Raw genomic sequence first — 12,107 nt, 5'->3', positions numbered from 1 at the left:
GCCCTTTGCCGTGGGCGGGTGCGGGGGTGTTGCGGCGCGGGTGGGGCGCCTGCGGCGGGCTGTTCCCCTACCCGCCCCTTCCCGAAACCGGGCGCTGCCCCGGACCCCCTTTGTCCTCAAGCGCCGGACGGGCTTGATAGGCCCGGCCTCGCTTCTCGGGTGCGGGAGGGTAAATCCAGCCCGTCCGGCGATTGAGGACATCTTTTGAGCCTCGCCGGCGTTTGAGGCGCGGGTGTTCGGGGGCGGAGCCCCTGAGGGGAGACGCGGAAGGGCCCGCCGGAACGATTTCCGGCGGGCTCTCCTCTTCGTGCGGGCTACCCCTACCGCTTGCGCAGGCGGAACCTCAGCGCCAGGCCCTCGTCCTCGAACGTCTCGCCGTACGTTCCGTCCGCCTCGCCCTCCGCGTAGTCCAGGGCGAGCACCTCCTCGGAGATCAGGGACGCGTGCTCCGTGAGGGCCTCCGACGTTGCGGGGGACGTCGTCGTCCAGCGGACGGCGATGCGGTCCGCCACGTCCAGGCCGCTGTTCTTGCGGGCCTCCTGGATCAGGCGGATCGCGTCACGGGCCAGGCCCGCCCGGCGCAGTTCCGGAGTGATCTCCAGGTCCAGGGCCACCGTCGCGCCCGAGTCCGAGGCCACCGACCAGCCCTCGCGCGGGGTCTCCGTGATGATGACCTCGTCGGGGGCGAGGGTGATCCGCTCGCCGTCCACCTCCACCGACGCCGTGCCCTCGCGCAGGGCGAGGGAGAGCGCTGCCGCGTCCGCCTCCGCCACCGCCTTGGCCACCGCCTGCACGCCCTTGCCGAACCGCTTGCCCAGCGCCCGGAAGTTCGCCTTCGCCGTCGTGTCGACCAGCGAGCCGCCCACCTCGGAGAGCGAGGCCAGGGACGAGACGTTCAGCTCTTCCGTGATCTGGGCGCGGAGTTCGGGGGGGAGCGTGTCGAAGCCGCTCGCCGCCACCAGTGCGCGGGACAGGGGCTGGCGCGTCTTCACGCCCGACTCCGCGCGCGTCGCCCGGCCCAGCTCCACCAGGCGGCGCACCAGCGTCATCTGGGTCGAGAGGGTCGGGTCGATCGCCGAGGCCGCCGCCTTGGGCCATGAGGACAGGTGTACCGACTCCGGGGCGTCCGGCGTCACCGGGACGATCAGGTCCTGCCAGACCCGCTCCGTGATGAACGGGACCAGTGGTGCCATCAGACGCGTCACCGTCTCGACCACCTCGTGCAGCGTGCGCAGGGCCGCCTTGTCGCCCTGCCAGAAGCGGCGGCGCGAGCGGCGTACGTACCAGTTGGAGAGGTCGTCCACGAACGCCGAGAGCAGCTTGCCGGCGCGCTGGGTGTCGTAGCTTTCCATCGCGGCCGTCATCTGGTCCACCAGCGCGTTGAGTTCGCTCAGCAGCCAGCGGTCCAGGACCGTGCGGTCCGCCGGGGCCGGGTCGGCCGCCGACGGGGCCCAGGACGAGGTCCGCGCGTACAGCGCCTGGAAGGCGACCGTGTTCCAGTAGGTGAGGAGCGTCTTGCGGACGACCTCCTGGATCGTGCCGTGGCCCACCCGGCGTGCCGCCCAGGGGGAGCCGCCCGCCGCCATGAACCACCGCACCGCGTCCGCCCCGTGCTGGTCCATCAGCGGGATCGGCTGGAGGATGTTGCCCAGGTGCTTGGACATCTTGCGGCCGTCCTCGGCGAGGATGTGGCCCAGGCAGACCACGTTCTCGTAGGACGACTTGTCGAAGACCAGGGTGCCTACCGCCATCAGCGTGTAGAACCAGCCGCGGGTCTGGTCGATGGCCTCCGAGATGAACTGCGCCGGGTAGCGGCTCTCGAAGGCTTCCTTGTTCTTGTACGGGTAGCCCCACTGCGCGAACGGCATCGAACCCGAGTCGTACCAGGCGTCGATGACCTCCGGGACGCGGTACGCCTCCAGTTGGCAGTTCTCGTGCGTGCAGGTGAAGGTGATCTCGTCGATGAAGGGGCGGTGGGGGTCGAGACCGGATTGGTCCGTGCCCGTCAGTTCTGTCAGTTCGGCTCGCGAGCCCACGCACGTCAGGTGGTTGTCCTCGCAGCGCCAGATCGGCAGCGGCGTGCCCCAGTAGCGGTTACGGGACAGCGCCCAGTCGACGTTGTTGTTCAGCCAGTCGCCGAAGCGGCCGTTCTTGACCGAGTCGGGGAACCAGTTGGTCTTCTCGTTCTCCTGGAGGAGACGGTCCTTGACGGCCGTCGTCCTGATGTACCAGGACGGCTGCGCGTAGTAGAGCAGCGCCGTGTGGCAGCGCCAGCAGTGCGGGTAGCTGTGCTCGTACGGGACATGGCGGAAGAGCTTGCCGCGCGCGTCCAGGTCCGCGGTGAGCGTCTCGTCGGCCTTCTTGAAGAAGACGCCGCCCACCAGGGGAAGGCCCTCCTCGAACGTGCCGTCCGGGCGGACCGGGTTGACCACCGGGAGGCCGTACGCGCGGCAGACCAGGAGGTCGTCGGCGCCGAACGCGGGGGACTGGTGGACCAGACCCGTACCGTCCTCGGTCGTGACGTACTCGGCGTTGACCACGTAGTGGGCCTCGGCGGGGAAGTCGACCAGGGTGAAGGGGCGTTCGTAGGTCCAGCGCTCCATCTCGGCGCCGGTGAACGACTGGCCGGTCGTCTCCCAGCCCTCGCCGAGCGCCTTCTCCAGCAGCGGTTCGGCTACGACGAGCTTCTCCTCGCCGTTCGTCGCGACGAGGTAGCGGACCTCGGGGTGCGCGGCGACCGCCGTGTTGGAGACCAGGGTCCAGGGCGTGGTCGTCCAGACCAGGAGGGCCGCCTCGCCCGCCAGCGGGCCCGAGGTGAGGGGGAAGCGGACGAAGACCGAGGGGTCGACGACCGTCTCGTAGCCCTGGGCCAGTTCATGGTCGGAGAGGCCCGTGCCGCAGCGGGGGCACCAGGGGGCGACCCGGTGGTCCTGGACCAGCAGGTCCTTGTTGAAGATCTCCTTCAGCGACCACCACACGGAGTCCACGTACTCCGGGTCCATCGTGCGGTACGCGTCGTCCAGGTCGACCCAGTAGCCCATGCGGGTCGTCAGCTCGGCGAAGGCGTCGGTGTGGCGGGTCACCGACTCACGGCACTTGGCGTTGAACTCGGCGATGCCGAACGCCTCGATGTCCTTCTTGCCGTTGAAGCCCAGCTCTTTTTCCACGGCGAGTTCGACCGGCAGGCCGTGGCAGTCCCAGCCGGCCTTCCGGCCGACGTGGTAGCCCTGCATGGTGCGGAAGCGGGGGAAGACGTCCTTGAAGACGCGGGCCTCGATGTGGTGGGCGCCCGGCATGCCGTTGGCGGTGGGCGGGCCCTCGTAGAAGACCCACTCGGGGCGGCCCTCGGACTGGTCGAGGCTCTTGGCGAAGACCTTGCTCTCGCGCCAGAAGTCGAGCACGGCGTGCTCCAGCGCGGGCAGGTCGACCTGGGCGGGTACCTGGCGGTACTGCGGCGATGTCATGTGCGGGCTTCCTCCGGCGGATGTCTTCCACTTCCGTCGGAGGGACGAGAGCGTCTCGGCTCCCGCGGTACCACCCTCCTTGGCCCCGGGCGTGTGCCCGTGGCCCCCTCATTGGGGTCGCGATGCCGGGTCTAGTGGCCTGGTGTCCGTGGGCAAACCCACGTGACCATGGCGTTCTTCCGGCGGCTCAGGGGTGATCTTCACATCGCGCTCGCCCCCAGGCTCCCACCGTCCCCGGGTCGCTGCTGGCTGCGTACGGCGCTACTCGTCCCGTCGATGCCTCTCGCTGGGGCCAGTGTACGGGCCCGTACGGGCGACGGCCGACCGGTTTATCGGGGGCGCGTGGGTGTGACCCGAGTGGCGGGACGGGGTAGAAGGACTTCCCGGCGGGGCCCGGGGGCCGGATTACCGGGCGGGGAGCTGGGAACAACGGAGGCAGGCGCGCCACGACCGGATACGGGGAGGGGCGAGAGGGCGGCGTGCCCCGTTGCCGCGGGGCTGGAGTCGATTTATCGTCCCAGCACGATTCGCGAGCAAGATCACAATATGTGAAGGGGCCGCGGCCATGGTGGCGAAGAAGGCAGCGAAGAAGACGGTGAAGAAGGCCGCCGCCAAGAAGACCGCGGCCAAGAAGGCGGCGGCCGGCGACAAGCCCGCCGCCAAGAAGAGCACCGCCAAGAAGACCGCGGCCAAGAAGACCGCGAAAAAGGCCGCAGCGTCGGCCACGGAGGCGGCCCGGGCCGCCGATCAGACGGGAGCCCACACGGTGGTAGCCAAGAAGAGCGCGAGTCGTCCCGCAGCAGGCGCACAGGCCACGGCCCCCGTGCCGCCCGCCCGCGCCGCCGCCCCCGGCGAGCTGGCCGTCCGGCCCGGCGAGGACCCCTGGACGCCCGAGGAGGTCACCGAGGCGCGCACCCTGCTGACCAGCGAGATCCTGCGGCTCCGCAGCGAGCTGGAGACCTCCGGCGCGGCCCTGGCCGGGCTGATGCGGGACTCCGGCGACGGCGCGGGCGACGACGAGGCCGACACCGGCACCAAGAACATCACCCGCGAGCACGAGCTGTCGCTGGCCGCCAACGCCCAGGAGATGCTGGAGCAGACCGAGCGGGCGCTCGCCCGGCTGGAGGCGGGGACGTACGGGCTCTGCGAGATCTGCGGCAAGCCGATCGGCAAGGCGCGGATGCAGGCCTTCCCCCGGGCCACCCTGTGTGTCGAGGACAAGCAGAAGCAGGAGCGGCGCGGCTGATCCGCACAGGTGTGTCGTACCCTCATCCGAAGGCAGGCACCTAGGGTTGAGGGACTTACGTGGCAGAGGCGGAGCGCATCATCGGTACGCCGGAGAATCCCGAGGCCGAGGGCACGGACGAAGGCGGCAGTACGGCCGCCGACGCCGCCGTGAACGCGGGCCGCGGCAAGCGGAAGGTCCTCGTTCTGCTGAGCGTGGCCGTCGTGGCCTACCTGCTGGACCTGGTCACGAAGATGATCGTGGTCGCGAAGCTGGAGCACCAGCCGCCGATCGACATCATCGGCGACTGGCTGCAGTTCCGGGCCATCCGGAACGCGGGCGCCGCGTTCGGGTTCGGCGAGGCGTTCACGGTGATCTTCACCATCATCGCCGCCGGCGTGATCGTGGTCATCGTCCGGCTGGCCCGCAAGCTCCACAGCCTGCCGTGGGCCATCGCCCTGGGTCTGCTCCTGGGCGGTGCGCTCGGCAACCTCACCGACCGGCTCTTCCGGGCGCCCGGCGTGTTCGAGGGCGCGGTGGTGGACTTCATCGCCCCCAAGCACTTCGCCGTCTTCAACCTCGCCGACTCCGCCATCGTCTGCGGCGGCATCCTCATCGTGATCCTCTCCTTCAAAGGCCTGGACCCCGACGGGACCGTCCACAAGGACTGACCGGGCTGTACGGGGAGCGTGTCGCGCAAGGCATACTCGACTGGTGAGTACGCACCCCGAGATCCGCACCCTGCCCGTACCGGACGGCCTGGAGGGTGAGCGCGTCGACGCCGCCATCTCCCGGATGTTCGGTTTCTCCCGCACCAAGGCCGCCGAGCTGGCCGCAGCCGGGAAGGTCCAGGTGGACGGTTCGGTGGCCGGGAAGTCCGAGCGGGTCCACGGCGGCGCCTGGCTGGAGGTCGAGATGCCGGGGGCGCCCGCCCCCGTCCAGATCGTCGCCGAGCCCGTCGAGGGCATGGAGATCGTCCACGACGACGACGACATCGTCGTCATCATGAAGCCGGTCGGCGTCGCCGCCCACCCCAGCCCCGGCTGGACCGGCACCACCGTCATCGGCGGCCTCGCCGCCGCCGGCTACCGGATCTCCACGTCCGGCGCCGCCGAGCGCCAGGGCATCGTGCACCGCCTCGACGTCGGCACCTCCGGCCTGATGGTCGTCGCCAAGTCCGAGCGCGCCTACACCCTGCTCAAGGCCCAGTTCCGCGACCGGGTCGTCGACAAGAAGTACCACGCCCTCGTCCAGGGCCACCCGGACCCGATGAGCGGCACCATCGACGCCCCCATCGGGCGCCACCCCAACCACGACTACAAGTGGGCCGTCACCGCCGAGGGCAAGCCTTCGGTGACCCACTACGACCTCATCGAGGCCTACCGGGCCGCCAGCCTCCTCGACATCAAGCTGGAGACCGGCCGCACCCACCAGATCCGGGTCCACATGTCCGCCCACCGCCACCCCTGCGTCGGTGACCTGACGTACGGCGCGGACCCGACGCTGGCCAAGCGCCTCGGGCTGACCCGGCAGTGGCTGCACGCCGTGCGGCTCGGCTTCGAGCACCCGAGCGACGGCAGCTGGGTGGAGTTCTCCTCCACCTACCCGGCCGACCTCCAGCACGCCCTCGACACCATCTCCGCGGAGAGCCAGTGACCGCCGGGCCCACCCCGTACAGCACCCGCAGGGCCGTCGAGGAGAGCGACCTCGCCGCCTGCTTCCAGGTCCGCAAGGACGTCTTCGTCGGCGAGCAGAACGTGCCCGAGGAGCTGGAGTACGACGCCCACGACGCGACCGCCGTGCATGTCCTGGCCGTCGCGGCGGACGGCACCGCGCTCGGCACCGGGCGGCTGCTGCACGGCGCGGACGCGGCCTCGAAGACCGGCGGCGTCCTCACCGTCGGCTCGCTGGGCCGGCTCGCCGTGAGCCGTCAGGCCCGCGGCCTCGGCGTCGGCGCGGCCCTCGTCCGGGCCATCGAGGACGAGGCGCGGACCCTGGGCCTGGCCGCCGTCGACCTGCACGCCCAGACGCACGCCCTCGGCTTCTACGAGCGGCTCGGATACGTCGCGTACGGCCCCGAGTTCCCCGACGCGGGCATGCCGCACCGGGCGATGCGGCGGGAGATCCACCCGGCCTGAGCGCCGCGAGCGGGGGGTGTCGGCCCGGCCCCGGGGGGTATCGGCCGAAACGTACACCGCGCGTGGCAGGGTGGAGCCCTGTTCGGCCGCTCGTGACCTGCCGGACCCGTACGCTCCGGAAGGTCCCTCGTGGAACAGATGTCCCTGCTGCTCCTGCTGCTGCTCGGAGCCGTGGTCACGGTGCCGCTCGGCGACCGGCTGGGGCTGCCCGCGCCGGTGCTGATGACCCTCATCGGCATCGCGATGGCGTTCATGCCGTTCGTCCCGAACGTGGACATCCCGCCGGAGATCATCCTCCCCGCGCTGCTACCGCCGCTCCTCTACGCAGCCGTGCAGCGCACCTCCTGGCGGCAGTTCGTCGCCAACAAGCGCCCGATCTTCCTGCTGGCCGTGGCGCTCGTCTTCGTCACCACGGCCGCCGTCGCCGCGGTTGCCAACTCGATCGTGCCGGGGCTGCCGATCGCCGCCGCCGTCGTGCTCGGCGCGCTCGTCGCCCCGCCCGACCCGGTCGCGGCGACGGCCGTCGCGGGCTCGGTGGGGCTGCCGCGCCGGCTGGTGTCGATCCTGGAGGGCGAGGGGCTCTTCAACGACGTGACCGCCATCGTGCTCTACCACGTGGCCATCGCCGCCGCCGTCAGCGGCACCTTCTCGCTCCCCGAGGCCTTCGGGCTGCTGGTCCTCTCCGCCGTCGTCGCGGTCGCCGTCGGTCTCGCGCTCGGCTGGCTCACCATCAAGCTGATGAACCTGCTCGGCGACGCCACCCTCCAGGTCGGCCTGACCCTGCTGGTGCCCTTCGTCGCCTACGTGCTGGCCGAGGAGCTGATGGGCTCCGGTGTGCTGGCCGTCCTGACCGTCGCGCTGTTCCTCGCCGAGCACACCGCGGACGCCGACGACGTGCTCGGCCGGCTCACCGGACGTACCTTCTGGGACATCGTCGACACGCTCGTCACCGGCGTCGCCTTCGGGCTGATCGGCCTGGAGCTGCACACCGTGTTCGGCACCGCCGACGGGCACGCCCTGGAGATGGTCGGCTGGGGGCTCGTGATCGTCGCGGTCGTCGTCGGCGTACGGCTGCTGTATCTGCTGCCCGCGACCTGGCTGGCCACCCGGCTGCACAACCGCCGGGACGTCAGCGAGGAGATCCCCACCAGCTGGCGGGAGACCGTCGTGATGTGGTGGGCCGGGATGCGCGGGGTGGCATCCGTGGCCCTGGCGCTGGCGATCCCGCTGGAGACCGACGACGGGCAGCCCTTCCCCGGCCGTGAGGAGATCATCTTCATCGCGTTCGCCGTGATCATGGCCACCCTGGTCTTCCAGGGGCTCACCCTGCCCTGGCTGGTGCGCAAGCTGAACGTCCGGGCCGATACCGCCGCCGAGGAGGCCCTGGAGCGGGAGCTGGCGATCCGGGCCGCCAAGGCCGCCAAATACCGGCTCAAGGAGATCCAGGAGGTCGAGGACTTCCCCGAGGAGGTCGTGGAGCGGCTCCAGCGCGCCGCGTACGACATCGGCGCCCGGATCAGCCCCGACATGGTCGATGAGGAGCGGCGCGAGGCCTACGCCCAGCGGGCGAAACGCTTCAAGGCGATCAGCCGTATCCAGCGCGAGATGATGTCGGCCGCCCGCCACGAGGTGCTCTCCGCGCGCAGCGAACCCGGCTCCGACCCGGAAGTCGTGGACCGGGTGCTGCGGAACCTGGACTTCCGCTCGCTGCGGTGAACCCCGGGGCCTCCAGCCTCGGCTCGGGGAGGCCGGGGGGCCTCAGCCCCGGCCCGTGCGCGGGGCCTTGGAGTCGTCGCGGTCGGCGGGCGTCGCCGACCCGTTGCGGCCCGCCCGGCCGAGCTTCGCACCCGTCAGCTCCGCCCACTGCTCGCCCGGCGGCAGCGCGGCGGGCGCGGTGGCGATCCGCGGCAGCGCGTACGGGTGGTGGTCGCGCAGCCAGCCGATCAGCTGCTCGCGCACCGCGCAGCGCGCCGTCCAGATGTCGTCCGCGTCCTTGGCCGTGACCACCGCGCGCACCTCGATCGTGGTCGGCGTCGTGTCGGTGACCGCCAGCGACCAGTCCCGGCCGTCCCAGGCGGCGATGTCCCCGAGGAGGTCCCGCAGCTTCTCCCGCATCGCGGCGACCGGGGCGGAGTGGTCGAGGTGGAAGAAGACCGTGCCGGTCATCTGCACCCCGCCGCGCGACCAGTTCTCGAACGGCTGGCTGGTGAAGTACGAGACCGGCATCGTGATCCGCCGCTCGTCCCAGGTCCGTACCGACAGGAACGTCAGGGTGATCTCGTCGATCGTGCCCCACTCGCCGTCCACCACCACGGTGTCGCCGAGCCGCACCATGTCGCCGAACGCGATCTGGAATCCGGCGAAGAGATTGCCGAGCGTCGACTGGGCGGCGACACCCGCGACGATGCCGAGCAGACCGGCCGAGGCCAGCATCGACGTGCCGACCGCCCGCATCGGCGGGAACGTCAGCAGCATCGCCGCGATGGCGACCACCGTCACCACCGCGATGACGACCCGCTGGATCAGCGTGACCTGCGTCCGGACCCGGCGGACCCGGGCCGGGTCGCGGCGGCCCGTCGCGTACCGGGCGTAACTGGCCTCCACGACCGTCGCCGCGATCCGCACCACCAGCCAGGCCGACGCGCCGATCAGCACCAGGGTCAGCACCTGGCCGATCCCCGCCCGGTGGTCCCACACCCAGTCGATCTTCGTCTGGCGGTAGCTGCCGCGCAGCAGCGCCGTGATGACCACCACCTGCAACGGAGGCCGGCAGCGCCGCAGCAGCCCCCACAGCGGGGTCTCGTGGTGCCGACTGTCGGCCCGCCGCAGCAGCAGATCGACCAGCCAGCCGATCAGCAGGGTGATCACCACGGAACCGCCGATGACGATCAGCGGGCGCAGCACGCTCTCCATTCCCTCGTCCTCCCAGCTGTAGGGCGGCCGACAGGGTGCGAATGGCACCATGGGCCTCATGAACATCATGCTTTTCCACTCGACGTACGGGCTCACGCCCGCCGTGCACGCCGCGGCCGCGCGCCTCAGGGACGCCGGCCATGAGGTGCGCGTGCCCGATCTGTTCAAGGGGCACACCTTCGACACGGTGGAAGAGGGCATGGCCCACAAGGACGAGGTCGGCAAGGACGAACTGCTCAAGCGCGCCGTGCTGGCCTCCGCGCCCTACTCCGACCAGGGGCTCGTCTACGCCGGCTTCTCCCTCGGCGCGGCGACCGCGCAGACCCTGGCGCTCGGCGACGCGAAGGCGCGCGGGCTGCTGCTGTTCCACGGCACCTCGGACATCGCCGAGAACGCCTCGGTCGACGAGCTCCCCGTCCAGCTGCACGTCGCGGACCCGGACCCCTTCGAGTCCCACGACTGGCTGAACAGCTGGTACCTCCAGATGCAGCGGACCGGCGCGGACGTGGAGGTCTACCGCTACCCCGGGGCCGGGCACCTGTTCACCGACCCCGACCGGCACGACTACGACCAGGCGGCCGCCGAGCAGACCTGGAAGGTCGCCCTCGGCTTCCTGGCCACCCTGTAGGACCGCTCCGGCCCCCTCAGCGGACCGGGTGGTCGGCCCGCTCGACGCGCTGGGCGCCCCGGCGGGTGCGGTAGGAGCGGGTCCAGGCGGAGGTGGCGTCGGGGTCCGTCCGGTCGGAGATCGCGTAGTAGTCCATCTGCGCCCGCTCGGCGGTGACGTCCAGCACCCCGTAGCCGTGCGCGTCCATGTCCACCCACTTCACATGGCGGTTGGCCACCCGGACGGCCGCCGCGGCGACCACGGACACGGTCCCCGGCGCGACCCGCAGGATGTCGTCGAGGTTGTCCGAGGTCACCGACGTGACCACGAACTCTGTGGCGGCCGAGGGCGACAGCGGATACGTGGCCGCCCGCACGGGTACGTCGTTGGCCCAGGCCATGTGGATGTCGCCGGTCAGGAACACCGTGTCGGCGACGCCCCGGTCTCGCAGATGCGCGATCAGCTCCTTGCGGTCGTCGGTGTAGCCGTCCCACTGGTCGACGTTGACCGCCAGGCCCTCCTTCGGCAGCCCCAGCAGCCCGGCCAGCGGCTCCAGCAGATGCGCGGGGAGCGCGCCGAAGGCGACCGGCGAGATCATCACCGACGTGCCGACCAGCTTCCAGGCCGCGTCGGAGCCGGCCAGCCCCGCCTTCAGCCAGTCCAGCTGCGCCCGGCCGGTCACCGTGCGCTCCGGGTCGTCCACCGCCCCGTTGCCCACCGACGCCTGCTCGGAGCGGAAGCTGCGCAGGTCCAGCAGATGCAGCTCCGCGAGCCGCCCGAAGCGCAGCCGCCGGTAGACCGTCCCCTCGGTGGAGGCGCGGACCGGCATCCACTCGAAGTACGCCTGCTTGGCCGCCGCCACCCGCTGCTCCCAGACCCCCTCCGCACCCGGGGTGTGGTTCTCCGCGCCACCGGACCAGGCGTCGTTGGCGAACTCGTGGTCGTCCCAGGTCGCGATCACCGGGTGGGCCGCGTGCAGCGCCTGGAGGTCGGCGTCGGTCTTGTAGTTCCCGTGCCGGGTGCGGTAGTCGGCGAGGTTCAGGATCTCGTGGGCGGGCCGGTGCGCGCGCAGCGCGGTGCCCTGCGCCGGGTACGCGCCGGTCCCGTACTCGTAGAGGTAGTCGCCCAGGTGCAGCACCGCGTCCAGATCGGGCCGGGCGGCGAGATGGCGGTACGCGGAGAACCAGCCCGCCTCCCAGTTGGCGCAGGACACCACGCCGAGCCGGATACCGGCCACGGCGGCGTCGGTCACGGGCGCGGTCCGGGTGCGGCCGACGGGGGAGACCGTGCCGGTCGCCGGATCGGAGCCGGCCGTGAAGCGGAACCAGTACGCGGTGGCCGGCCGCAGCCCCCGGACGTCGGCCTTCACCGTGTGGTCGGAGACGGCCGACGCCGTCGTCGTGCCGGTCGCGGATATCCGGGTGAACTCCCGGTCCTCCGCGACCTCCCAGCGCACCGGGGTGTCCGCACCGAGCCCGGAGCCGGGCTCCGCGCCGGGCTCGGGAGTGACCCGCGTCCACAGCAGGACGCCGTCGGGCAGCGGGTCACCGGAGGCGACGCCGTGCAGGAAGGCCGGGGCATCGGCCGCCCGGGCGGGGGTCGCGGAGGTGACGGTCGCGGTGGCGAGCACGGGGACGGCGGCGGCGCTCGCGGCGGCGGCCCGCACGACGGTGCGACGGCTCGGCGAGGAAAGGTGTCGACTGGTCACGGCCGATCACCCTACGGGCGCGTACGGCCGACGGGCGGGCGAACAGAGGAAG

9 protein-coding genes are annotated in these 12,107 nt (G+C 71.6%); 6 read left to right on the top strand and 3 right to left on the bottom strand.

From position 1 onward, the window contains the following. Positions 1–320: 320 nt before the first annotated feature. On the bottom strand, positions 321–3,464 hold the full coding sequence (gene ileS, locus ACFWM7_RS27615) for an isoleucine--tRNA ligase (RefSeq protein ID WP_383265336.1): 3,144 nt from the start codon (positions 3,462–3,464) through the stop codon (positions 321–323). 565 nt (positions 3,465–4,029) lie between these two features. Here ileS and ACFWM7_RS27610 point away from each other — a divergent pair. From ACFWM7_RS27610 to ACFWM7_RS27590, 5 genes are all read left to right on the top strand, one after another. Further along, a complete protein-coding gene (locus ACFWM7_RS27610; protein ID WP_383265333.1) occupies positions 4,030–4,710 on the top strand; it encodes a TraR/DksA family transcriptional regulator in 681 nt (226 codons plus the stop codon). 59 nt (positions 4,711–4,769) lie between these two features. Further along, positions 4,770–5,360, top strand: a complete 591-nt coding sequence (gene lspA, locus ACFWM7_RS27605; RefSeq protein ID WP_383265330.1) for a signal peptidase II — start codon at positions 4,770–4,772, stop codon at positions 5,358–5,360. A 43-nt stretch (positions 5,361–5,403) separates the two neighbouring features. Further along, positions 5,404–6,345 carry an RluA family pseudouridine synthase gene (locus ACFWM7_RS27600; RefSeq protein WP_003969718.1) on the top strand — a complete coding sequence of 314 codons (942 nt, stop codon included), beginning with the start codon at positions 5,404–5,406 and terminating at the stop codon, positions 6,343–6,345. Then, positions 6,342–6,827 carry a GNAT family N-acetyltransferase gene (locus tag ACFWM7_RS27595; protein ID WP_383265327.1) on the top strand — a complete coding sequence of 162 codons (486 nt, stop codon included), beginning with the start codon at positions 6,342–6,344 and terminating at the stop codon, positions 6,825–6,827. Before ACFWM7_RS27600 ends, ACFWM7_RS27595 begins: the two co-directional genes overlap by 4 nt. A gap of 129 nt (positions 6,828–6,956) precedes the next feature. Next, the gene (locus ACFWM7_RS27590) at positions 6,957–8,543 is read left to right on the top strand and encodes a Na+/H+ antiporter (protein ID WP_383265325.1); all 1,587 of its coding nucleotides are present in this window, start codon (positions 6,957–6,959) and stop codon (positions 8,541–8,543) included. A 42-nt stretch (positions 8,544–8,585) separates the two neighbouring features. Here the strand turns inward: ACFWM7_RS27590 and ACFWM7_RS27585 are convergent, their stop codons facing one another. Next, entirely contained in the window at positions 8,586–9,740 is a 1,155-nt protein-coding gene (locus tag ACFWM7_RS27585) for a mechanosensitive ion channel family protein (RefSeq protein WP_383265322.1), read from the bottom strand. 49 nt (positions 9,741–9,789) lie between these two features. On the opposite strand from ACFWM7_RS27585, the gene ACFWM7_RS27580 reads away from it, so the two are divergent. Beyond that, a complete protein-coding gene (locus ACFWM7_RS27580) occupies positions 9,790–10,368 on the top strand; it encodes a dienelactone hydrolase family protein (RefSeq protein WP_383265320.1) in 579 nt (192 codons plus the stop codon). A 16-nt stretch (positions 10,369–10,384) separates the two neighbouring features. Here the strand turns inward: ACFWM7_RS27580 and ACFWM7_RS27575 are convergent, their stop codons facing one another. Further along, positions 10,385–12,055, bottom strand: a complete 1,671-nt coding sequence (locus ACFWM7_RS27575; RefSeq protein WP_383265317.1) for an alkaline phosphatase D family protein — start codon at positions 12,053–12,055, stop codon at positions 10,385–10,387. Between the last annotated feature and the right edge of the window lie 52 nt (positions 12,056–12,107).

The organism is Streptomyces sp. NPDC058375 (assembly GCF_042723425.1).
Classification (GTDB): domain Bacteria; phylum Actinomycetota; class Actinomycetes; order Streptomycetales; family Streptomycetaceae; genus Streptomyces; species Streptomyces durocortorensis.
Note: the sequence above shows the minus strand (reverse complement) of the source record. Positions and strands in the feature narration are given on the sequence as shown.

Coding starts and splice junctions, on each gene's coding strand:
- ileS (WP_383265336.1), bottom strand. CDS start 3,464: ATGACATCGCCGCAGTACCGCCAGGTACCCGCCCAGGTCGACCTGCCC.
- ACFWM7_RS27610 (WP_383265333.1), top strand. CDS start 4,030: ATGGTGGCGAAGAAGGCAGCGAAGAAGACGGTGAAGAAGGCCGCCGCC.
- ACFWM7_RS27585 (WP_383265322.1), bottom strand. CDS start 9,740: ATGGAGAGCGTGCTGCGCCCGCTGATCGTCATCGGCGGTTCCGTGGTG.
- ACFWM7_RS27580 (WP_383265320.1), top strand. CDS start 9,790: ATGGGCCTCATGAACATCATGCTTTTCCACTCGACGTACGGGCTCACG.